We start from the raw sequence: 23,114 nt of genomic DNA on the forward strand, positions 1-23,114 counted from the left end.
TTTTGTGCCGCCAGTAAGCCAAGAAAAAACTACCGTAAGTCCAGCGAAGGTTGTTTATATCGGTGATAATAACTCATCTGGCCAGAATATTACCTTTACCTTAAAGGATGCTGATGGAAATGTTTTGAAGAATAGAAAGGTAAAGTTTGTAATAGCTGGCGCTGATGATTGGACGATTACGCCTCCCATACAAACTTCTGACGCTAATGGTATTTGTACTTTTAATCTTAAATGGAACAATACTGCTATATTGGAGCCGGATTCAGCTCACGAGTTTAATTTTGCGCTAAATACGCCTGCGGATAAAATTCCTACTGCTTGGAAGGTGGTATTATGGCCAGATACCCCGGGTAAGCCTTCAAAAATGAGCTTGGCCGATCCAAATCAGTCGCTTATGCTACGTCAGCGTGATGGTAAATTAGCGATTAAACTTAAGCTTGATCTACAAACTAAGGGCGGTAATGGGCATGCGATAAGGGATGATATTACCAAGGATTTAGTATTGTTAGATAATGGTAACCCAGCAGCTGATGCAAAAATTACACAAAATTGTGTTGGTGATGCTGAGGATCGTTATTGTAACCAGGGAACAGCAAGCCTTACAGTTAATTCCTTTGGTGTACATAAACTTGGTTTAAGATATACAAAAGCTGCGCAAGGCGCCGATAATTTGGAGAAAATGTATTCTACAGGGGTAGTAGAAAAATTTCCAATTGGTACCTTAGTTATTAAAGATCACCCGGTAGATGTTTCGGGCAGCATTCTTTTAACTATGGGTGAAACTGTTGATGCTATTCTAACAGTGCCAAATATTACAACCGATATTTCGAGCAAACTAAAACTAATAGAGAATAGTATAAATGGGCCGCAAATTTCGGTTAGGAAATTTGTGATGAAGGATGGTGACCCTACAACATATATAGCTAAATATTCACCATCTATATATTATGCGGTCCATCTATTGGTTGACTGTGAGGGTTCATATGGATACGTAGCAGGTCCTACTGGCGAAATGATATCTTTAACGGTCTGGGGTAAAAGTAAATAGGTTGCTGCTACATTTAGTTTAGTGAGCGGTCTTGAATATGACGTTTGTAATATTGGTTAAGCTTATGTTTGGGATAGCAGTTGAGAGTGCGGATAGGCTTACCTTGGTTCAAATGTAAACTTAAAAATAAATGACCTAGATAATGTTAATTGATAGCAGTAGTCTTGCGGAGAGACTACGGACCCTGATGGTAAGTTTTTTGAGGATTTTGGTAGCGTAAATATCACATTGTGTATAAAGTCGCGAAGGCTGGTGTTCATAATTTAACTGTGGCATATGATGGGATACCTTTAATAAGTGCAAGCCTTCAAATTACAGCATCGTCTCATGGCAATGAGGTTAAGGATTATAACTCTACCATATATCCACCTAATAGCTCACATGATTTTACTCTTGATGAGAACGATCAGGCAACTATTTGGGTTGTTGTGGGCGACAGCTTGGTAAATCCGCTGGATGGTCACACTGTAACTTTAGATACAGGACCAGATAAGCCAATTGCTGTAGATGGTGGCGTATGTCCCTATGACCCTAATTCGCAGATGTATAGTTGTACAGTTGGAGCGAATCGTCCTCTTGTACCAGGTGAGAAACATAGATTTGGTGTTGTTGTAGACGGTAAATTACTTGACCCTAGTGACTACTATAAAGGGAAGTTATGGGGTACTGTGGCCAAAAAATAAGGCTATTAAAGTTTTACGATAAGTATTCTTAATGTGTGTGGTAGGCATTTAATTGATGTAATTTGTTTTCTGTTCTTTTAAATAATAGTTTTTATAGTTAGTAAATAATTAAGGTTGTGTGGGTACTCTGAGTTAAAAGTTGTAGCGTAAATTTATGGTCCGTAGTCGCGTAAGTATATGTTTTCTTTTTTAACTATTTGAACGGTTAAGCGCTATGAAGATAAGTTATATCTTTACTTACATGATCATGGCTATGCTAGATTTAATTTTCTGCTGCAGTGTAGCTGGAGAGTTTATTATAATGTTGGGTTAAATATAAGTCCTAGCGTATAATTTACTTCATTTTATTTTTTTTAAAAAATATGCGCTAAATTTGTGGGTCTAGCGAAAATATATGCCTGTTTTTAATTGGGATGAGGATTAGCTAGCGGCTTAATTTTTAAGCTCTACATTTTTTTGTTTTTAAGATTTTGTCTTTGAATCGAATTATTTATAGCATCAGAGGCTGAGTTTTTGCTTAGGATTATTTTTTAAAATCTGTTTTATTGTTCTTTTCGTAAAATAAAATTTTTTTAATACCTGCGTTAAAAAATATGTTATGTTTCAAAATGGCACAATTATAGTTAAGATAGCCAATTTGTATATTGTCTTAGCTTACTTTTATGAAGGGTTTTAAAGAAATGCAAAATATAACAGAGCTCAAAGAAACAAGCGCCGCTGCTAGCAATAGCACAATTACAGCAAATTTTACCACAATGAGCGATTCCACTACAGCGGAGATTTATTTGTATGTGGCTGGTAGAACTAGTGCTGGTGTTACGGGTATTGCGCCGTTTTTAGCCAGCCCAGCTGTAGCTTTGTCCGAGTGGTATCATTTTGGAGACGTAGCGCCCGATACTGCCAAGGGGTCGGGGCACTATAAATTTACTTTTGCCTATAAGCTGCCTGTAAGTAAGGCCACGGTTTTTGAAATTGGTGTTAAGATTGACGATAAGGCACTGGAGGCTAAAGCGAAGATAACGTTAACCCCCCAAGATTTCAAAGACGCTACGATGCAGGTAAATAAAACTACTATAGATGCTAATGATAAGGATGTAATTATCGTCACATTAAAGGTACCGCATGTTAAGGATGATCTAGGCTATCGTTTAAAAGTGTGTGATGAGCTACATCGGTCTATAAAATTTAAGCGTAAGGGCACAGATAATACCACGTATGAGGCGGCTTATACTGTGCCGCTTGATGGGGCGCATACGCTTGTTAGCTACGATGATTTTAAGCCTATAGTTACTACGCCAAAAGAGATAAAAATAATGGCTTCTTCAGCTGGCCATAAGGTAGAACCTAAACATGGTAAAAGCTCGCTAGATACACTTAGTAAGATGAGCGATGCGGGCAGCGCTGATGTTACTATATATCTGACCGATAGTACTGGAAACCCACTAGATGGAAAAGCTCCAGTGCTGTTTTTATTGAAGCCATCGGGTGTTACTGCACCAGCCGATTACAGTTTTACTGAAATTAAGCCAGACCTCTCCGAAGGTCACGGCTATTATAGTTCTATTTTTAAGCATAATAGCGCTTTAGATAAGCCTACGGAATTTCAGATTGCTGTTAAGGTTGACGATCTGACGCTTGATGAAAAACCTATAATAAAAGTAATGCCGCAGGATTTAAAAGAAGCTACTCTAAGTGTAATTCGTACCTCCTCATCTGTGCCTGGTGTTTTTATCTTTCTTGTTACAATAACCGTTCCGCATGTTAAAGATGATATATCTAGTCGTTTGAAGCTACAAGATAGCAAGGGTAAAATGTTACAATTTAAGTCAGAAAGTGCGGAAAAAAATCACTATATCTTGGAATTTAGTACACAGGATGACGAGATCCATAGTTTTACGGTACATTATAATAGTAAGGTTATTGATGGGCTTCCCGTTTTAGCACTAACGAAGCAAGAAAATTTAACAAATGCTGAGCTGATAGCAAGCTCAAACAGAAGCCATAAGGGAGAACGGATTTCAATTACCTTAAGATTACCTTATGTTGCATCGGATATCGAGGAACATTTAAAATTGGTTGACGATCATGCAGAGGCTGGTGCTCTTAGTGCTTTCCGTTCTGGCTCGGCTGGTACGGAGTATTATGCGACGCTTGTTTCTAATAAGGTAGCTACACATAAGGTTAATGTAACTTATAAGGGGAAGCTTATCCACGTGGTTGAGCCATTGGAGATAGAGATACGATAGATAGTAGTTAGCTATGATCCGAGCATGTTAAAGCAATTTATCGCTAACATTTATACGAAACTTAGGCCGATAGCTTCTAAAAGCTATCGGCTGTCTGTTGTTCAGCTAAAGCTACTGCTATAAGCGGTGATAATTTTTAATTATCGTTTAGCTTGTTTTTTGTAGCTTTTTCGTAAGTGCGCACGGCCATTCTGCCTTCGCGTGCACAAGTTTCTAACAGGACGGCTAGCACCTCTGCTTCGTTATCGCTCGCTATTTTAGCCAATTCTTCGGCCATTTGAGCTATATAGCTGATTTCTTCGATTTTTTGTGTTTGTTTATATACCATAGTAATACACCCTCACCGGATACAAGAAAATTTACTTAACTATCATTATTGCTTAATGATACAAATCAGGCTAACCTTTCATAAGAACAGTTACTCTTGATTCGTTTTTATTATACCTCAGATATATAAAATTCTCAACCTTAAGTTTATAAAAATTTTTGTGGCAAGATAAGGCGGTATTATATAAGAATTTTTTATTATTGGCCTTAGATATCTGGGCTGAGTGATAATTATTTTCTTGCCTATGCTTGACTTAGTTTGGCTTTTAATTTAGATTAATTCTTGTTGTCGCGGGGTGGAGCAGCATGGTAGCTCGTCAGGCTCATAACCTGAAGGTCGTAGGTTCAAATCCTGCCCCCGCAACCATTTAATTTCCTTGTTCATTGTTTTTATCTTTGGTCTGTCCCAATGTCCTCACATAAAATAGTTGAGTTGCTTTCCCCTGCTGGTACTATAAAGGCTATGCAATATGCTTTTGCTTATGGAGCAGATGCAGTTTATGCGGGGCAGCCGCGATACAGTTTACGTGTGCGCAATAATGAATTCGATCATGTTAATTTGGCTAAGGCTATTGAGTATGCTCATGGCTTAGGAAAAAAGATTTATGTGGTGGTTAATATTGCGCCACATAATGACAAACTTAAGACTTTTGTAGAAGATATCGCTACTATAGTGGCCATGTCGCCTGATGCTTTGATAATGTCCGACCCGGGATTAATTATGCTAGTGCGTCAGCATTTTCCACAGGTGGAGATTCACCTTTCTGTGCAAGCAAATGCGGTAAATTGGGCTACGGTGAAGTTTTGGCGAGACTTTGGCTTAACACGTGTGATTTTATCTCGTGAGTTATCTTTGAAAGAAATTGAAGATATAAGAATTAACGTGCCAGAGATAGAGTTAGAGGTATTTGTTCACGGTGCTTTGTGCATGGCTTATTCAGGGCGTTGCTTGTTATCTGGCTATATTAACCACCGTGATGCGAATCAAGGTACTTGTACTAACGCGTGTCGTTGGAAATATGATGTAAAGCAAGGCCAAGAAAACTTACTCGGCGAGATCGTTGAAGATGCGCGGGGCTGTGGCTGTGATGTGCAAACAGATACTGTAGCTCCTACACTGGGTGAAGGTGCAAGTACTAGTGATGTATTTATTATAAAAGACCCGCAAAGACCTGATAATACTATGTCTGCTTTTGAAGATGAGCATGGTACATATATTATGAATTCAAAAGATTTGCGTGCGGTGCAATATGTTAATAATCTCGTAGATATGGGCGTTCATTCGTTAAAAATAGAAGGGCGTACGAAATCGCATTATTATGTCGCTCGTACAGCTCAAGTCTATAGAAGGGCGATTGATGACGCTGTAGCTGGACGTCCATTTAATCCGCAATTAATGTCTGAATTAGAAGCTTTGGCTAATCGTGGTTATACCGAGGGCTTTTTGCAAAGGCATAAGCATAAAGAGTATCAGAATTATTTAATTGGCACCTCTCATTATGGATCTAGACAGTTTGTTGGGGAGTTTGGGCAAGAATCCAAGGGCGATAAAAGACAGGTCATTGTTAAAAATCGTTTTTCTGTAGGTGATGAATTAGAGCTTATGGGGCCGCAAGGAAATAAATATTTTACGCTAAAGGCTATGGAAAATAAAAAAGGTGTAGCTACGGATGTAGCTCCAGGAGATGGTCATATAGTTTACCTAACAGTGCCTGAATCTATAATGCCTGAATCTTTAGATTATTGCTTGCTTATGCGTTGTGAGCGCACATAAAAACTGCTTTTTGAAATTTTTGTCTTGTCTTGTCGATTTTTTTGCTCTATACTAAATATCTATGAAATACTTAAGCATTAAAGATATTATAGTTTTGGGCATGCTAAATCTGGCGTTATTCGTTGGGGCTGGTAACATTATTTTTCCACCTTATATAGGCTATATGTCTGGTGCCAATTTATGGTCATCTGCTATAGGGTTTTTGCTAACTGGTGTTGGTCTGCCAGTGCTGGCAGCTATAGCAATGGGTCCAGTTGAAGGTTCAATGGACGCAATAACTAGTCCTTTAGGCAAAAAACTCGGGTTAGCAGTAATTTTAGTATGCTATCTTTGTACCGGGCCAATGGGGGCTACTCCACGTGCTGCTACTATAGCGTATGAACTTGCGTTTAAACCATTTTTTCACCTAGGATCATACGCTTGGGTATTCTTCTTGGCATATTTTGGCATTATAATTGCTTTTGCTCTATATCCTAATAAGATATTTGCTTTGGTTGGTCAGGTGTTGACGCCTATAAAGGTTGTAGCCTTGCTGATCTTATGTCTTAGTGTATTTACTTTTTCTGCAGATGTCTCTACTAACGTAGCGCAAGGACCATACGCAGTTGCACCTTTTTCTGAGGGGATAAGTCAAGGATATTTGACCATGGACGCTTTTGCCTCCATGATATTTGGTATTATAATGGTGAATGCGATTAGATCTCGTGGTGTAACCAATCATGGGCTGGTTATTCGCTATGTAGCGTACGCTGCTTTGATAGCTGGTGCAGGCCTAATATTTATATATTTCTGTTTATTTTTAGTTGGCGCAAAAAGTACTGGATTAGTGCATGGAGATATTACCAATGGAACACAAATAATTAATCCATATGTTGTGTATCATTGCGGTGTTGCAGGTAAGATTTTGATGTCAGTTTTGATTACTATTGCATGCATTATTGCTGCTATAGGTATCAGTAGCTCTGGAAGCATTTTCTTTAATCGTATTGTCGGGCTTAAATATCGAGTAATGGTATTTGTCATTAATACTGTTGCTTTCTCGTTATCTACTTTGGGGCTTACCAGGTTGATAGCTATGTCGGTGCCTATATTGCTAATAATATACCCTGTTTTTATTATTTTAATAATCATGTCATTTTTTCGTAATTATGTACGGTCTATGCCTATGGTTCTTGGACCAGCTTGTGCAGTTGGACTCGTCTGTGGTTTTTTTGACGCCTTCAAAAGCCAAGGTCTTGAGTATTTAGTGCCTTCAGTTTATACGCATTTGCCTTTCTTTGCACAAGGTCTTGCTTGGATCACACCTTGTGTTACTCTGGTAATTCTAGGCTTGGCGTTTGATTATTACTCTAATAAATTATCTCGTGCTAAGCTAAGCTAGTTAATAAAAATTATTTTTAAAATAAAGCGCTATTTTCGTAGCGCTTTTTCTATTTTCGCTAAGACTTATAAATATATTTAAGCAAAACAGAATGGTGCACCCGAAGAGATTCGAACTCCTGACCCCCAGATTCGTAGTCTGGTGCTCTATCCAGCTGAGCTACGGGTGCATATAGCAGCAAATTAATTTTTGCATAATTAGTTTTTAATAGGTTATTCTCCTAAATGCAAGACAAAGTTGGAAAAAAATATAATAAATCTTATTTATATATAGAGTTATAATGGTGTAGTGGATAATTTTAATGCTTTATTTAGATGCAAATAAGAATAAAAATATAAAGTTGCGCGATAAACATAGCTTCGATAAAACTTTACAAAAACTTAAAATATATAGCAAGAAACATGATCTGCTAAATCTAAAGGAGTTATTTGCAAATGATGCTAAGAGGTTTCAAAAGTTTTCTTGTTGTAGAGAAGGTGTTTTAGTAGATTTTTCTAAAATGCCTATAGACAAAAAAAGCTTAGAGTTATTGCTAGACTTAGCGCAAGCAGCCAAGGTGGAGGAAAGGCGTGATTTGATGTTCTCAGGTGAAAAAATAAATTTCACTGAAAACAGAGAGGTTTTGCATATTGCTCTGCGGTTACCTCATACTTATAGTTTTTCTCTAAATGGTGAAAATATAAGTGCTGAAGTGCATAGTACTTTAAGCAGAATGGAAGATTTTTCTACAGATATTTTAGAAAAAAATTACCTTGGTTATACTGGTAAACCAATTATCGATGTAGTTAATATAGGTATTGGTGGGTCCGATTTGGGGCCAAGAATGGCTTATCGCGCTTTACGTCCGTATAGAAAAGGAGTTAAGTGTCATTTTGTTTCGAATATTGATGCGGCTGACATTGCAGATTGTTTAGCTGAGTTGAATCCGGAAACAACACTTTTTGTTATTACCTCAAAAACCTTTACTACTACAGAGACGTTAGCTAATGCTAATTGGGCAAAACAATGGTTGCAAAAAATATTGCCTAGCAGTTCGGTAAAGCAACATTTTATAGCGGTTACTGCTAATTTAGAGCGGGCGCAGGCTTTTGGTATAGATCCGAAAAATTGTTTTCCCTTTTGGGATTGGGTTGGTGGCCGTTATTCTTTATGGAGCGCTGTTGGTTTGCCCCTTATGTTAGCTATTGGAAGCAAAAATTTTTATCAATTATTAAATGGGGCTCACGATATGGACTGTCATTTTTTGAAGGCTCCTTTTCGTGAAAATCTGCCGTTAATATTGGGGACTATAGATTATTATAAAAGAGTAGTTTTAGGCTTTTCAAATACAGCCATAGTGGCTTATGAGCAAAGGTTAGAGTTTTTACCCGCTTATTTACAACAATTATGCATGGAATCAAATGGTAAGGGGGTTAATTTGTTCGGTCAGCTTCTTGAAACGCCTAGCGGAAGCATAATATGGGGAGCAACTGGTACAAATGGACAACATGCGTTTTTTCAGCTTTTACATCAGGGCCCGGATATTGTGCCTGTTGAGTTCATTGTTTTTGCAAAGGGACATGAAAAAGACGATTTGAGCAAGCGGCATCACAATATATTACTTGCTAACTGTTTAGCGCAAAGTGAAGCATTATTAAATGGGCGGAGCACGGATAATTCAGAAAATGGTTTTGTTAAATATTTTAGCGGTAATCGTCCTTCAATATCTATTGCATTTGAACAATTAACACCGTATAATTTGGGGCAATTACTGGCTATGTGGGAACATCGTGTGTTCGTAGAAGGAGTGTTATTAGACATTAATTCATTTGATCAATGGGGTGTAGAGTTAGGAAAAGAATTGGCTAAGGAGTTATTAATGCGTATAGAGATTGGCCGGGATTCTAATTTTTCAGCACTAAGTTCAAAAAGCGAAGCAGGGTTTATTAATCAAGGTTTGCTTGATTTTTTGCAAAAATTTAATGTATAAAATTTATAGCTGAGTTAAAGCGTAAGTAAGTGTTATTGTTGGTGTGGGGCATAAGTTATCATGAAATTGAAGCAAATTAAGGCGCTCATAGCCATTTTAGGTGTGCTCTTATTATCCTCTTGTAGCCATAATGGGGATTACCCACATAGATCAGTAAATGTAAGCGTTGTAACTGTTCATAAAACTAATATTCCAGTTATTTATGATTATGTAGGCGTTGTTGAACCAGTAAAGGCTACGGAAGTGCGCTCGCAAGTCAATGGCGTGTTGTTGAAGCATAATTTTCGGGAAGGGTCCTTCGTAAAAGCCGGGGATAGCTTGTTTGAAATAGATCCAAAACAGTATGAAGCCGCTGTTTCAGAAGCACAGGCGAAAGTAAGTCAGGCTCAGGCTATTTATAAAGAAGCTAATTTAGGCTCAGATAGAGCTCAAAAATTATTGGATAATCATGTTTTATCGCTTAGTGTTGCGCAGCAAGCTTTCGCTAAAAGATCTGAAGCGCAAGCTGCTTTAACACAGGCTGAGGCTGCTTTAACAATAGCAAAGTTAAATTTATCGTATACAAAGGTTAAAGCTCCTATAAGTGGAATAATTGGAAATCGCTTAATTTCTGATGGTAGTTTAGTTGCAGCAGGCACCAATATTTTAACTAATATTACACAATTGGATCCAGTATATATAAATTTTTCTTTCAGCAATGAGGATGGAGCTGAAATTAACGCTATATTACAAAGTTTTGCCGCTAAATCTAATAGATCTATTAGATTAGAGACTGTTTTGTATAAGCCAAATGGAGAAGCTTATCCAGAAAAAGGCTACGTAGATTTTACCTCACCTATAATTGATCAAAATACTAGCACTGTAAGAGCTCGCTCTTTTGTTTCTAATAAGTTAAATAATTTAGTACCCGGAGATTTTGTTAGGTTAAGGATTACAGGACTTACCGAATATGGCATCGCTATCCCAGAGGAAAGTTTGATGCAGGATAGCATAGGTGCTTATGTTTATGTTTTACGAAAATTTTCTATCAATAAAAAAGTTCCTGCTATTCTTTTAGCCAAGCGGCTTGATGTTAAGATAGCAAAACAACTTAGCGATAGACGTTGGTTGTTGAACTTAGATAATAAATTTGGCAATAAAGGTCAGCTTCAGGATGGGGATCAAATATTGGTAAAAGGCCATTTTATGGTGCAGGCCGCTATGACAGCTTTAGCTGGTAAACTACCTGGTGTTCCGGTTTTGGTTACAAATTTAGACGGCAAGGCTATATCTGTTAAGTAGATATTTTGCTGATTCGTACATGATTAATATATTAAAGAGTCCATAATGTCATATAGTTTTTTTGTAAATAGGCCTGTATTGGCGTCGGTAATTTCTATCATTATTGTTACCGTGGGACTTATTTGTTTAAATTTTTTACCTATAGCACAATATCCTAAATTATCGCCACCTACTGTTAGTATCTCTGCGTCTTACCCTGGGGCTAGCGCTCAAACTGTTGCTCAAACTGTTGCTGTGCCGTTGGAGCAGCAACTTAATGGTGTAGAAAATATGTTGTATATGAGCTCTTCTTCTAATGCGCAAGGAGGCATGAATCTCTCAATCCACTTTGCTGCAGGTACAGATATAGATAAGGCGGCTATGGAGGTTAATAATAGATTACAACGTGTGTCAACAAGCTTGCCGCAAGAGGTGCAGCGTATGGGGATCACCGTAAGTAAACGCTCTAGTGATACGTTGGGTATTATTGCTTTGCGTAGTACAGATGAAAGATACGATCGGGCTTATGTTGGAAATTATGCTTTATTAAATGTTGTGGATGATTTAAAAAGGCTTAAAGGTGTAGGCGATGCACAGGTTATGGGGGGGATAGAATATGCTATGCGTATTTGGCTACAACCAGACAAGCTTGCTTTGTACAGACTTACGCCTTCTGATGTAATCGCAAAAGTACGTGAACAAAATGCTCAATATTCTGTTGGGCATTTTGGTGACGCTCCGGATAAAAATATGGGAGCATATACCTATTCTGCTATAGCGAAGGGCCGGCTTACCTCGGTTAAGGAGTTTGAGCAGATAATATTGCGATCTAAAGCTAATGGGGCAGTGTTGCGGTTAAAAGATGTCGCAAGAATTGAGTTAGGATCCGAACAATATATGGTGGATACTAAATTGAATGGGTTGCCTATGGTGCCTATTATGGTAAATTTACAATCCGGTGCTAATTCACTTGAAACTATGGAACTAGTGAAAGCCCGTATGATAGAATTACAGAGAAATTTCCCTCCAGGTATAGTATACTCTATACCTTATGATACAACCAATTTCATTAAGGTTTCGATTAAGGAAGTGGTCCATACGTTTATAGAGGCGTTGTTGTTGGTAATTTTGGTGGTTTACGTATTTTTGCAAAATTGGCGTGCTACTCTAATACCAGTAATAGCCGTGCCTATTTCTATTATTGGAACCTTTAGCGGCATGTATGTGCTTGGATTTTCTTTGAATCTTTTAACCTTATTTGGTCTAGTACTGGCTATCGGTATTGTAGTTGATGATGCTATTATAGTTTTAGAAAATGTAGAGCGCTTAATGCGGACTGAGGGGCTTTCGCCTAAACAGGCTGCGATTAAGTCTATGTCAGAAGTAATGACGCCAGTTATAGCTATTGTATTGGTTTTATGTGCTGTATTTATACCCGTTTCATTTATTGGTGGAATGGCTGGGATTATGTATAAGCAATTCGCTATAACCATTGCGATTTCAGTGATAACCTCCGGTATAGTAGCTTTGACGTTAACTCCTGTTCTATGTTCTTTATTTTTAACACCAACACATTCGGAGCCGTATGAGTTTTTTAAGAAATTTAACTTTTATTTTGATAGATTAGCGAATTTGTATAGCGAGGGAGTGGCTTATTTAATAAGTCATATAAGACTTGGTATAGGTTTATTTTTTGCTGTATGTCTTGCTGGATTTATTCTATATAAGATAGTGCCAAGCGCCTTGGTTCCGATGGAAGATCAAGGTAGCCTAATGGCTTTTACTATGTTACCTCCCGGGTCTTCTTTAGACAGAACATTAAAGGTTATGGATAAAGCGCAGACTATTTATAGTAAAAATCCAGCAGTAGAAAATGTAGTTGCTATTAGCGGGTTAGATTTATTTTCTGGTGGACTGAAATCTAGCGCGGGTGCATTTTTTATTACGCTTAAAGATTGGGCACAGCGTGCTGGCCATAAAGAACAAGATGCTAGAATTTTACCGGGTCGCTTTATGCAACAGACCGCCACTATAGAAGACGGCTTTATTATGACGTTAAATCCTCCTCCAGTTCAAGGGTTGTCTACTACAGGAGGAGTCGAACTTTATTTACAATCACGGGGCAGTGGATCTATTGAAGCTTTATATAAAGAGTCGCAAAATTTTATAGCCGCAGCTATGAGACTTCCAGCTGTAGCGAGTGTGCGTACCACTTTTAATCCTAATGTTCCGCAGTATCGTATAATCGTAAATCGTGACAAAGCTATAGCTATGGGTGTTCCGATAAATACTATTTATGAAACAATGTCTGCTACTTTTGGTAATGTTTACATTAATGATTTCACCTTATTTGGTAGAAATTATAAGGTTCAATTACAGTCAGATGCAGCGTTTAGGCGTACACCAAATGATTTAGGCAAGGTGTTTGTTAAAACTAATAAAGGAGATATGGTTCCTTTAGACGCCTTGGTTTCTACACAACGTGTTGTGGCGTCTGATCAGCTAGAACGATTTAATGGGTTTTATGCTATGCGTGTTATGGTACAACCAAAAGGTAGTTATTCTACTGGTGAAGTGATGAAGGAATTAGAAGATTTAGCCCGTAGTAAATTGAACAAAAATTATCAGATAGCTTGGACGGGGGCATCCTACCAAGAAATGCAATCTGGTAACGCCAGTTTTATTGCTGTTGCTGCAGGAATCTTAATGGTATTTTTGATTTTGGCTGCACAGTACGAGCGTTGGTCGTTGCCCGTGGTAGTGGTTACGGCTTTGCCTTTTGCCTTGACTGGGGCGCTGTTATTTATTTGGTTGCGCGGTTTATCTAATGATATATATTTTCAAATTGGCCTAATTACTTTGATAGGCTTAGCGGCTAAGAATGCTATATTGATTGTGGAGTTTGCTATCTTAGAGTATCAAAGCGGTACATCTATTATCCAGGCTGCTATAATTGCAGCTCGCTTACGATTTAGACCTATTATTATGACGTCTGTTGTTTTTATTTTAGGCACTGTACCTTTGGCTATATCAAGTGGAGCTGGCGCAGAAAGCAGACATTCTATTAGCACCGGAATCATTGGCGGTATGATATTTGCCACAGCTATTGCTATATTTTTTATACCGATGTTTTATATTGTGGTAAGTAATTTAGCTAATTTAAAATTATTTAAAAGCTAAATTTTTTATTGTTTTAGATCGTTTAGGTCAAAATTATTAACATCATTTATTAATTCAATAAGCTCCGTACAGATATGGTTGGCTATTATTGCTCCTGCTTTTGCTTTTGCTTTTGTTGCATTACCGCATGCCCCTTTGGAGTTAAGGTCTGGTGTTAACCAGCCAAAATAATGGGTGCCATAGGCCCTTAAATATTTGAATTTTTTTATAAAATCTTGTTGCTTATTGTTAAAATTTTCTGCCTTTTCCATATTTACTAGGTTTGGCGCAAAATGCAGCATTAAGCTAGTTTCTATAAAGCCACCATGTATATCCAATGCGCGCTCGTTTTCTGTGATAAGTCCTGCAGGCAGCTTAAATCTAGACCAACTAGTACATACGCAGAGTATTTTTAATTTATAGCGTAATTCGGTAGCTACAATATTCATTATTGCTGAATTTCCACCATGTGCATTTAATATAATAATTTTTTTTATATTATGATTTTTAACACAATATGCAGCAGCGTTAAAGAATTTTTCTATAGCCTCGACATAAGTTAAGGATTTGCTTCTTTCGTCAAAAAGATGTTCTGGCGAATAGCCTATAGTTTCTACGGGTAAGAATAATATCTTATTATTGGTATCAATTAGTTGTTTTAATGTATTAATTAGACCTTCAACAATTATAGAATCGGTTTCTAAAGGTAAATGATTTGCGTGTTGTTCAAAGGCGCCTAAGGGTAATATAGCAATTTGCAATGTATTCTACCTTTTGTCAGTAAATAATTTTATCTTGTTTTGTACGCAATTCGGCTATGAATAGCTTTTCATTTATTGAAGTATTAGCTTTAGTTAGCAATTCGCCTTTGTTGACTGCTTTAGTTATCATGGCGCCTTCTAATAATCCACAAGGCCATGCTGCTGATTTCTGGGCATCTATTCGATTCATGGTAAAAGCTCTATAAGTGTATAAGCCTATAAAATCTAATTTATCGCCTGGCAGTAAGTTTTTTTTTGCTACTGCGCAAACTTCTGCAACGGGTTTATTCATTGGCGCCATATCGGCTTTGCCGTACAGAACCATCCGCGCGCAGGTGAGCGGAACCTCCATTGCTGTAAGGTGATATGGTCGATAAAAGCTATAATATGGCCCGTTACCTAACGATAAATCTTTCATTCTGGCTCGTAAGCGTGGTTGGCGAATTTCGGCTATAGCAAATACGCCTGGTGCTACACCCTTACCTATAGTGTAATCGACAACACCTTTGTTGTGCAATATGCCACCGTCTTCTATGGGTATTAAAATTTTTGCTAAATTTTCTAAGCTGATATCTGCACCATGCATAGCAGGTTTATCTAAAATCAAGCCAGTCGCGTTTGCTATCGCGGCCATTTCTACCATAGTTTTAGAGCCATCTATGAATTCTACTAGCATTCGGACATTCATATTTCGGCGTGCTGCTTCTTCATTATATTCATCTGGGGTAGCTTCAAAATGCAGGGGATTATTTTTACCTTTGCCAGCAGCTATTATATTATGCCCCATTGCGGAGATAAAATTTATTAGCTCCATGCATGCTGAAGGTTCATCTCCAGCGCCTAGAGAATAAAGTAAGCCATGTTTTTTTGCTTCTAAATTAAGATACGGGCCGATAGTTACATCAGCTTCAACATTCATCATTACTAAATGTTTATTATGTTGAAGCGTTTGATAGCCAATTTGCGCACCAGCTTCTGGATGTCCAGTCGCGTCTACAATTACATCGATTAAGTCATTTTCTAATAATGAGTTTAGATCGCTGCTGACAATGATTTTATTTTGCTCTATCGCTGTTAGCGATTTTATTTTGCTTTCTGTTGTTATAATCTGATGGCTGTATTGTGGGATCAATTTGAGTGCATCTAGGATAGGTTCTATCCTGCGTGACACAATGTGGCTTACCTCTATACCGCTCATCAAGGCGACACGGCACAAAAAATCTGTGCCCATTTCCCCGCAGCCAACTAATCCGATTCTTATAGGCTTACCGCTAAGCTCACGCTCTTTTAAGTCTAATGCCAGGCCGGCAGGATAAACATTGGAAGCCATAGACAAACTCATTTATTGTAAATTATGCAAAAGCATATAATAATTTATATTAAAGTTAAAATCTATATTAATAATACTATTTTGCGTTAGTAAAACAATTAAAGGCTATTTAGGCAAAAACATTACTATAGCAGCATTATAGAGAGCAGGAAGTATATTAACTGTATAATATTTCATGAATTTTGCTGGGTACGCCTTAGCCCATCATTGGCTATAACCAAATTAGAAGAAATTTTTAATGCCTGTGAATAATAATTCCAAGCAAGGTTATTTTTATGCTGTAATTCATAGGTGAGCCCTATATTAGTTAAGCTTTGGGCACTATTTGGGTTAAGACGGGTGGCTGATTGAAAATCTTCTAATGCATTAGTTAATCGCATTAGAGCTAAGTAGGAAACGCCACGAGCATTATAGATTTGAAAATTGTCTGGGTCATAGGAAATTGCGTTACCAAATAGCTCTATAGATTGCTCATAGTCTTTTTGGGTTTGTTTAATTAGACCTAGATAATACCAGGCTGCTGGATTAGTAGAATTAGCCTTTATTGCTTTTTGATATGCTTGCGAAGCTAAATTTGTTCTTTGTGTGATTCTAAATATATTGCCCAGCCCAATAAGAGCTTGATCATAGTTAGGTTTTAGCCGCAGCGATTTATTATAAGCTTCATAAGAGGCTTGAAATTGGTTATTCTGCAAATAGGCTAAGCCTAGGTTTGCATAAGCCTGATAGTAATTTTGGTCTAGATTTATAGCTTTTTTGAAATCTGATATGGCCAAAGGCAATTGCTTTGTCTTAGCATAGACAATAGCTCGCATATTATAGGCGTTTGCATTGTTAGGGTTTTGGTAAATTATTTTGCTTAGGGCTGCTATATCTTCTGAATTTAAAATGGCCTGTTTATTAAAGCTTGCACATGAAGTCAAAAAGATAAAAAGCAGGCAGCACACAAATTTACCAAAACGCTCCAAGTGGATTGTCATGGATATATCATATCTTAAAATAATAGGATAAAATTAAATTAAGCTGTGCCTTCTCGAACGGCGCGCTTACGTTCTAATTTGCGTGTACGGCGAATTGCTTCAGCTTTTTCACGGGCTTTTTTTTCCGACGGTTTTTCAAAATGGTCACGCAGCTTCATGTCACGAAATAGACCTTCGCGTTGCATTTTTTTCTTTAAAGCTCTAAGAGCTTGGTCAACATTATTGTCGCGAACTAATACTTGCACTTATCCTCCTATTGGGCAGTTAATCTATTACATAAAACATAATAACTAGTGTCACTAGCTATTGTTGCATAGAAGGTACGAGACATAGCATAAATCTATAACTATTGTCTATATCTATAATATTATTTTTTATTATAGTTTAACATGTTAGTTAGCTTATTCCCAACAAGTTGTACCAATATATTGAGTAATACCATAATTATAATTACTGCGGTCATTATTTTAGGTTCATATCTTTGATAACCAAAGCGTATTGCCATGTCTCCTAGGCCACCGCCGCCAAGATATCCTGCTAATGAAGTGGCACTTAATATGGAAATAACTAGGATAGTAAAGCTACTGGTTAGATTGCCGTATGATTCTGGAAGAATTACATAAAATAAGATTTGCCATGGTTTTGCGCCCATAGCATTTGTAGCATGTATAAGACTTTTTTCTACATTATGGAAAGCTAATTGTGCCATACGTGCATAAAAAGGTGTAGCCGTGATGGATAAAATAAATATTACAGCTGCTAGTCCTGTGCCGCGTCCTACAATGATTCTAGTAATAGGTAAAAGATAAAATGCTAATATTATAAAAGGTATAGCACGCCATGCATCTATAATTGCGCTTAAAATTTGATATAAAAAAACGTTGGGTTTAAGGCTTTTGGGAGCGCTTATAAAAAGTAAAATACCTAAGATTAGTCCTAGAAAAAAACTAAATATAGAAGACAGAGCAGTCATTGCTATGGTTTGTATTGTGGAGTCTAAAAGCGTTTTGTATAATGTTGGCACTATATCACGTTCCTATGGTTGCTCGATATATCCTAAAATTTCATAATAGCTGGCTATTTTCTTTAAATAATCTGTAACTTGATACAATTTTGTTGGATCTTTCGCAGAGATAGCTAGAAATAATCTAGCTATAGCTTCTTTGCCCACTGTGTCGACGTTTCCGTGTAATATAAAAGGGGCTTTAGAAGTTAGTTTTTCTATAACGCTTAAGAAAGGTGAAATTGCAGCTGTTCCAGCTAAATTTAATTCTATTATTGCATAGGCTCCTTGGTCTTTTAATTGTGTTTTATAATGCATTGGCAGCTGTGGAGTAACTAATTTAAGCATGGCGATTGTTGCTTGATCTTGCGGTGAAGAAAAAATATCTTTTGTGTACCCTTGTTCTACAACCGTGCCTTTGTCAAATACTATAACTCGTTGTGCTACGCTCTGTACCACTTCCATTTCATGGGTTATGAGTATTGTAGTAATTTTCAATTTTTTATTAATCTCGCCCAGTAGCTCAAGGATAGAGCAGGTGGTTTCTGGATCTAATGCGGATGTTGCTTCATCTGATAACAAAACTTTTGGTGAAGTAATCAGAGCGCGGGCTATAGCCACGCGTTGTTTCTGACCCCCGGAAAGTTGATTCGGGTAAGCTTTTGCGTAAGGTTCTAGTCCGACTATGTTTAATAATTCTTGTGCTTTTTCTTTTCGTTCTTTTTTTCTTACGCCCATAAATTTTAAGGGTAGGGTAATATTATCTATAATATTTTTAGAACTTAAAAGGCAAAAATTTTGGAAAATCATACCCATATGTGTACGTAATCTCTGCCATTTTGCTTGGTCAAATCTTGTAGTATCTTGATTTTCAAAAAATAGTTTTCCGCTTGTAATAGGGGCCAGCCCGCTTAAGCAGTTAAGCAATGTTGATTTGCCTGCACCGCTGCGGCCAATGATGCCGAGTACCTCCCCAGAGTAAATTTCAAATGATAGATTTTTTAATATCTGCTGATTATTAATAGTGCAGCAGAGATTTTCAAAACGATAAAGTGGTAAAGTTGTTTGCGCAGCTAGGGTAGTAGCATTTTTTATATTTGTGAGCATAAATTACCAAGAAGTTGTAACGTAAGACCCATAGACTTCTTTAATTTTGGCTCGTACTTGTGGATTTTGGAAGGAAGATATAAGAGTCTTAACCCATGCCGCATCCTTGTCTTTAGCTCTTACAGCAATAATATTGTCATAGGGGTTATCTTTAGTGTCTTCTGCAGCAATGCGATCTTTGCTTAGATTTAACTTTGAACTTATTGCCCAATCAGTATTTATGACAGCTGCAGAAAAGTCACCTAACGCTCTGCCTAGCATGCCAGCGTTTAGTTCTATGAATTTTATATTTTTAGGATTTTTTGTAATATCTCCTTTGGTAGCTAGATTGTCCTTATTAATTCCTAATTCTATCAGTCCCAGTTTCGCTAGCAAGCGTAATGCGCGATCTTCGTTGGTGGGGTCGTTTGGTATACCAATTTCGCTATCGTTGTGCAAAGTTTCTATGGAGTTTATTTTATGCGAGTAAATTGCTATAGGCATAAGCATAGTGTGTCCAGCTGAAACTAAATTATAGCCGCGCTGTTTTATTTGGCTATCTAAATAAGGCTTATGTTGAAAAGCATTCGCATCTATATCGCCATTTTCCAAGGCTTCATTTAGTAAGCTATAATCAGAAAAATGCATCAACTCTATAGGTAGGTGTTGTGTTGCTGCTATAGATTTTACTGTTTGCCAAATGTTGTTGTCGAGCCCCTCCATAATTCCTACTTTTATTACACGGTCCGTTTCAGATAATGCTGCAAAACTTGTTAGCAGCAAAAGCATAAAGCTTAAAAGGACTTTGAATAAATTATGGCGCATTTTTATTATCCGGTAATTTTTGGTTGTATTAAATTTTTCTCTATAAGTAACTGTGCAATTTGAACAGTATTTAATGCGGCGCCCTTGCGTAAATTGTCAGCGGTTATCCATAATGAAAGTCCGTTTTCTACGGTTATATCTTCACGTATGCGGCTGATAAACGTAGCATCTTCGCCTGCTGCTTCATATGGGGTGATATATCCGCCGTCTTCGTGTTTATCTATAACTTGGCAGCCTGGTGCTTCACGTAAAATTTCTCTGGCTTGAATAGCTGAAATCGGCTTTTCAAATTCAATATTTACCGCTTCGCTATGGCCAACAAAAACAGGAACCCTTACGGCAGTTGCAGTTAGTTTAATTTTGGGGTCTAAGATTTTCTTAGTTTCTGCTACCATCTTCCACTCTTCTTTGGTCGATCCATCTTCCATAAATTGATCAATATGAGGTATTAAATTAAAAGCAATTCTTTTTGTGAATTTGTGTGATTCAATTGGGTCGGCAACAAACACCGCACGTGACTGCGCAAATAGTTCATCCATCCCAATTTTCCCAGCGCCGGAAACAGATTGGTAGGTTGCTACTACAATACGCTTGATAGTGGCAAAAGCATGCAAAGGCTTTAATGCTACTAATAATTGTACGGTAGAACAATTAGGATTCGCTATAATGTTACGCTTACTAAAATTTTTTATCGCATCTGGATTTACTTCAGGGATTACTAGAGGTATGTCGCTGTTGTAACGCCAAGCTGCGGAATTATCAATAACTACACAAGATTGACTAGCTATCTTAGGGGCCCAAATTTTGCTAATTTCGCCACCTGCTGACATAAGGCATATATCTGTATTTTTAAAGTCAAAATTTTCTAAGGCTTGGACCTGTAGATTTTGCTCGCCAAAAGAAACTTGGGTTCCTTGCGATTTTCTTGAGGCCAGTGCCGTAATTTGGTTGGTAGGAAATTCGCACTCGTTTAATATGTTTAGCATTTCCCGACCAACACTGCCGGTAGCTCCTACTATTGCTACATTAAATTTCATTCGCTTATGGCTCCTATAGCTAGCTTAACCAGGCCTATTATATAATAAATATTATAAAAAGGAAGTTTTATTTTATAACACTTATTGCAAGTCTTTTGGCAGCAGGCCTTTTTGGCGTAATATCCGCCTTTGATTTAGCGCTAGAAATATGTCTATACGTTCAGCTAAATCTTCTGCTTCTAAAAGCATTTGTTGCTCTGCTGGGTCAAAGGCCGCGCTTACACATAGGCTGTTTACTAAAGTTTCGCTCGGTACATTTACAAATTTATCCATTTCTTTTGCTAATTCGTGTTCCTCTAAATTAAGGCTATTTAGGTAACTTTGAGCCATTTCTTTTATCTTTATATTATTTTCAAAGAAAGTTTCTTTTGTGAAATCTTCGAGAATTGGTTTGATAATAAAAGATTCGTAGGGATTATGTGTAGTAAGCTTTTTTAAACAATAAAAACGACATATACCTTCTAGAGCTATAGAAAGTTTGCCATCACCGATTTCCGAAAAGCTAGTTATTCTAGCTATAGTGCCCATCTCATAAACAGCTTCACCATTGCTTGTTGGATTTATTTGTAACGTGCCTAACAAACTATTTGTTTTTAAAGCGTCTTCTATTAATTTTAGATGCTTTGTTGTATGAATTATTAACGGCACATAAGTTTGAGGCAAAATTAATATAGATTTAGCTATAATAACAGACAGTGCGTCCGGCAAATCTAGTGCTTTATTATATTCGATATTTCCGGCCTTCATGCATAACCTTGTTGTTAAGAGGATCTTATTGTTATGAGTTAATAGATATATAAATAAGTCAAATCCGAGATTATAAAAGGGAGAAGTAACTAAAAGCATGCATTTGATTCTTTTGGCATCTATCTGTGGTGTTGCTTGCTATCGGTTAATTGATTTTGCGGGTAATAATATTTTGCGGTGCTTTGTTTTGTTAGGGATTAATTTATTGGTGGATAACTTTTTTATCCCTTTGTTAGGCGCGTTTTTGTTGTGTTGTCGCAAGGTAAATAGCTGCGTGCGATTAATGTTAAAAATCTTTGGCTGATCTCTTTAACTTTAAATTATTTAAGAGTATTATGACCAAAAATAATAAAGGGGAACAATCGAGTATGAATGAAGAAGACACGCGGCACAATGTTGCCGATCTATTTCTGAAAAATTTGCATGAGGAGGCAGGAGCTAAGTTTGTAGTTTTTGCTAATACAAATATGCCTATTTTTTATCCATTAGGTATGGTGAAAGAGCATTTACACACGCGTAGCAAGGCTGGGGTATTTGATATTTCACATATGAAAATGCTGTTATTAGAAGGTCCAGAGGCAAATGAAGCTATAAATCGCTGTTTGCCTATAGCACCAGCCAGCATGATTATAGGTAGATGCCAGTATAGTTTTTTGTTGAATGATAGCGGTGGAATTATAGATGATCTGATATTAACTAAATTAGCAGAAAATCGTTATATTTTGACAGTGAATGCTGCGAATTGGCAACTTGACTTACAAACTATCTTGGCAGAAATTACGGAAGTAAAATCTGTTTCGGTAACAGCCCTAGAGCGGGTAATTTTGGCAGTACAGGGGCCAAAAGCTGCTGAAGTTATGTCAGATCTTGGTTTCGAAAAAGCTACACATCTTGCTTTTATGTCTGCTTATGAGCCGCAAAAGGATTGGTTAATTACTCGCTCTGGCTACACTGGGGAAGATGGTTTTGAAATCGCAATTCCCCATAGCGAAGCTAAAGTCTTTGCAATTAAACTTATTAATCATTCGGAAACAGCTTGGATTGGGCTGGCCGCTCGGGATAGCTTACGTTTAGAGGCCGGACTATGTTTACATGGTCAGGATATTACAGAACAAATTAACCCCGTAGAAGCTGGATTGCTGTGGGCTGTGCCAAAGGCGCTGCGTGAGCACGGGAGCTTTAAAGGTGCTGCCGCTTTGCGCATTGTTTTGCAAGCCAAGCCAAAAAAGCAGAGATGTGGATTTAGCGTGGTTGGGCGGCAGCCAGTGCGCGCTGGCGCCAAAATAATTGATGCAGGGGGGGAAATAATTGGAGAAGTTACCTCAGGTTGTTTTGCTCCTACTGTTGACGCTGCAATTGCTATGGGTTATTTAAGTGTAGCTCATCATGTAACTTCATCAGAAACTATATATGCGCAGCAAAGAGGGAAAAATATAGAAATCAAGGTACAAAAATTGCCGTTTGTACCACATAATTACCATAAATAGAGGGACGTTTT

Annotated in this window: 19 protein-coding genes and 2 tRNA genes; 10 read left to right on the forward strand and 11 right to left on the reverse strand. The window is 37.5% G+C overall.

What is annotated here, in order from left to right:
* The 3 genes from QVL57_RS03715 to QVL57_RS03725 all read left to right on the forward strand — a co-directional run.
* Positions 1-1,048, forward strand: a 1,048-nt coding sequence (locus tag QVL57_RS03715) for a hypothetical protein (protein WP_290075834.1), incomplete at its 5' end; no start/stop codon positions are given.
* A 230-nt stretch (positions 1,049-1,278) separates the two neighbouring features.
* Entirely contained in the window at positions 1,279-1,731 is a 453-nt protein-coding gene (locus QVL57_RS03720; protein WP_290075835.1) for a hypothetical protein, read from the forward strand.
* Between the two features lie 680 nt (positions 1,732-2,411).
* Entirely contained in the window at positions 2,412-3,977 is a 1,566-nt protein-coding gene (locus QVL57_RS03725) for a hypothetical protein (protein ID WP_290075837.1), read from the forward strand.
* Between the two features lie 136 nt (positions 3,978-4,113).
* Here QVL57_RS03725 and QVL57_RS03730 read toward each other — a convergent pair whose 3' ends face one another.
* The gene (locus QVL57_RS03730) at positions 4,114-4,305 is read right to left on the reverse strand and encodes a hypothetical protein (RefSeq protein ID WP_290075839.1); all 192 of its coding nucleotides are present in this window, start codon (positions 4,303-4,305) and stop codon (positions 4,114-4,116) included.
* A 289-nt stretch (positions 4,306-4,594) separates the two neighbouring features.
* Here QVL57_RS03730 and QVL57_RS03735 point away from each other — a divergent pair.
* From QVL57_RS03735 to brnQ, 3 genes are all read left to right on the forward strand, one after another.
* Positions 4,595-4,671: transfer RNA gene (locus QVL57_RS03735), tRNA-Met, on the forward strand.
* Between the two features lie 42 nt (positions 4,672-4,713).
* A complete protein-coding gene (yegQ, locus tag QVL57_RS03740) occupies positions 4,714-6,078 on the forward strand; it encodes a tRNA 5-hydroxyuridine modification protein YegQ (protein ID WP_290075841.1) in 1,365 nt (454 codons plus the stop codon).
* Positions 6,079-6,139: 61 nt separating this feature from the next.
* Entirely contained in the window at positions 6,140-7,459 is a 1,320-nt protein-coding gene (brnQ, locus tag QVL57_RS03745) for a branched-chain amino acid transport system II carrier protein (protein ID WP_290075843.1), read from the forward strand.
* A 92-nt stretch (positions 7,460-7,551) separates the two neighbouring features.
* On the opposite strand, the gene QVL57_RS03750 is transcribed toward brnQ, so the two are convergent.
* Positions 7,552-7,628 (reverse strand) — tRNA-Arg (locus QVL57_RS03750).
* Positions 7,629-7,760: 132 nt separating this feature from the next.
* Between QVL57_RS03750 and pgi the strand changes: the two genes are divergently transcribed.
* The 3 genes from pgi to QVL57_RS03765 are packed head-to-tail and all read left to right on the forward strand — an operon-like array spanning position 7,761 to position 13,868.
* Positions 7,761-9,428, forward strand: coding sequence for a glucose-6-phosphate isomerase (pgi, locus tag QVL57_RS03755; protein WP_290075845.1), 1,668 nt, complete (start codon positions 7,761-7,763; stop codon positions 9,426-9,428).
* Positions 9,429-9,488: 60 nt separating this feature from the next.
* Positions 9,489-10,709, forward strand: coding sequence for an efflux RND transporter periplasmic adaptor subunit (locus QVL57_RS03760; protein WP_290075847.1), 1,221 nt, complete (start codon positions 9,489-9,491; stop codon positions 10,707-10,709).
* 45 nt (positions 10,710-10,754) lie between these two features.
* Positions 10,755-13,868, forward strand: a complete 3,114-nt coding sequence (locus QVL57_RS03765) for a multidrug efflux RND transporter permease subunit (RefSeq protein WP_290075849.1) — start codon at positions 10,755-10,757, stop codon at positions 13,866-13,868.
* Between the two features lie 5 nt (positions 13,869-13,873).
* Here the strand turns inward: QVL57_RS03765 and QVL57_RS03770 are convergent, their stop codons facing one another.
* From QVL57_RS03770 to QVL57_RS03810, 9 genes are all read right to left on the reverse strand, one after another.
* A complete protein-coding gene (locus QVL57_RS03770) occupies positions 13,874-14,608 on the reverse strand; it encodes a creatininase family protein (protein ID WP_290075851.1) in 735 nt (244 codons plus the stop codon).
* 16 nt (positions 14,609-14,624) lie between these two features.
* Positions 14,625-15,938: a homoserine dehydrogenase gene (locus QVL57_RS03775; protein ID WP_290075853.1), complete on the reverse strand. Its 1,314-nt coding sequence runs from the start codon at positions 15,936-15,938 to the stop codon at positions 14,625-14,627.
* A gap of 173 nt (positions 15,939-16,111) precedes the next feature.
* Complete coding sequence (locus QVL57_RS03780) at positions 16,112-16,861, reverse strand: tetratricopeptide repeat protein (protein WP_290075854.1); 750 nt, start codon at positions 16,859-16,861, stop codon at positions 16,112-16,114.
* Positions 16,862-16,956: 95 nt separating this feature from the next.
* Positions 16,957-17,163 carry a 30S ribosomal protein S21 gene (rpsU, locus tag QVL57_RS03785; protein ID WP_290075856.1) on the reverse strand — a complete coding sequence of 69 codons (207 nt, stop codon included), beginning with the start codon at positions 17,161-17,163 and terminating at the stop codon, positions 16,957-16,959.
* 122 nt (positions 17,164-17,285) lie between these two features.
* Positions 17,286-17,891 carry an ABC transporter permease subunit gene (locus QVL57_RS03790; protein ID WP_290077395.1) on the reverse strand — a complete coding sequence of 202 codons (606 nt, stop codon included), beginning with the start codon at positions 17,889-17,891 and terminating at the stop codon, positions 17,286-17,288.
* Positions 17,892-17,954: 63 nt separating this feature from the next.
* Positions 17,955-19,028 (reverse strand): methionine ABC transporter ATP-binding protein, encoded by a 1,074-nt coding sequence (locus QVL57_RS03795; RefSeq protein WP_290075857.1) that lies wholly within the window; start codon positions 19,026-19,028, stop codon positions 17,955-17,957.
* A gap of 3 nt (positions 19,029-19,031) precedes the next feature.
* The gene (locus QVL57_RS03800) at positions 19,032-19,832 is read right to left on the reverse strand and encodes a MetQ/NlpA family lipoprotein (protein WP_290075858.1); all 801 of its coding nucleotides are present in this window, start codon (positions 19,830-19,832) and stop codon (positions 19,032-19,034) included.
* 5 nt (positions 19,833-19,837) lie between these two features.
* On the reverse strand, positions 19,838-20,869 hold the full coding sequence (locus QVL57_RS03805; RefSeq protein WP_290075860.1) for an aspartate-semialdehyde dehydrogenase: 1,032 nt from the start codon (positions 20,867-20,869) through the stop codon (positions 19,838-19,840).
* Between the two features lie 81 nt (positions 20,870-20,950).
* Positions 20,951-21,616: an LON peptidase substrate-binding domain-containing protein gene (locus QVL57_RS03810; protein WP_290075862.1), complete on the reverse strand. Its 666-nt coding sequence runs from the start codon at positions 21,614-21,616 to the stop codon at positions 20,951-20,953.
* A 368-nt stretch (positions 21,617-21,984) separates the two neighbouring features.
* Here QVL57_RS03810 and gcvT point away from each other — a divergent pair, with 368 nt between their 5' ends.
* Positions 21,985-23,103, forward strand: coding sequence for a glycine cleavage system aminomethyltransferase GcvT (gcvT, locus tag QVL57_RS03815; protein ID WP_290077396.1), 1,119 nt, complete (start codon positions 21,985-21,987; stop codon positions 23,101-23,103).
* Positions 23,104-23,114 lie beyond the last annotated feature (11 nt).

This window comes from Bartonella sp. TP (genome assembly GCF_030406085.1).
GTDB lineage: Bacteria > Pseudomonadota > Alphaproteobacteria > Rhizobiales > Rhizobiaceae > CALTWN01.

Coding starts and splice junctions, on each gene's coding strand:
- gcvT (WP_290077396.1), top strand. CDS start 21,985: ATGAATGAAGAAGACACGCGGCACAATGTTGCCGATCTATTTCTGAAA.
- QVL57_RS03775 (WP_290075853.1), bottom strand. CDS start 15,938: ATGGCTTCCAATGTTTATCCTGCCGGCCTGGCATTAGACTTAAAAGAG.
- QVL57_RS03810 (WP_290075862.1), bottom strand. CDS start 21,616: ATGAAGGCCGGAAATATCGAATATAATAAAGCACTAGATTTGCCGGAC.
- yegQ (WP_290075841.1), top strand. CDS start 4,714: ATGTCCTCACATAAAATAGTTGAGTTGCTTTCCCCTGCTGGTACTATA.
- QVL57_RS03800 (WP_290075858.1), bottom strand. CDS start 19,832: ATGCGCCATAATTTATTCAAAGTCCTTTTAAGCTTTATGCTTTTGCTG.
- QVL57_RS03795 (WP_290075857.1), bottom strand. CDS start 19,028: ATGCTCACAAATATAAAAAATGCTACTACCCTAGCTGCGCAAACAACT.
- QVL57_RS03730 (WP_290075839.1), bottom strand. CDS start 4,305: ATGGTATATAAACAAACACAAAAAATCGAAGAAATCAGCTATATAGCT.
- QVL57_RS03765 (WP_290075849.1), top strand. CDS start 10,755: ATGTCATATAGTTTTTTTGTAAATAGGCCTGTATTGGCGTCGGTAATT.
- QVL57_RS03805 (WP_290075860.1), bottom strand. CDS start 20,869: ATGAAATTTAATGTAGCAATAGTAGGAGCTACCGGCAGTGTTGGTCGG.
- brnQ (WP_290075843.1), top strand. CDS start 6,140: ATGAAATACTTAAGCATTAAAGATATTATAGTTTTGGGCATGCTAAAT.
- QVL57_RS03725 (WP_290075837.1), top strand. CDS start 2,412: ATGCAAAATATAACAGAGCTCAAAGAAACAAGCGCCGCTGCTAGCAAT.
- QVL57_RS03760 (WP_290075847.1), top strand. CDS start 9,489: ATGAAATTGAAGCAAATTAAGGCGCTCATAGCCATTTTAGGTGTGCTC.
- pgi (WP_290075845.1), top strand. CDS start 7,761: ATGCTTTATTTAGATGCAAATAAGAATAAAAATATAAAGTTGCGCGAT.
- QVL57_RS03790 (WP_290077395.1), bottom strand. CDS start 17,891: ATGACTGCTCTGTCTTCTATATTTAGTTTTTTTCTAGGACTAATCTTA.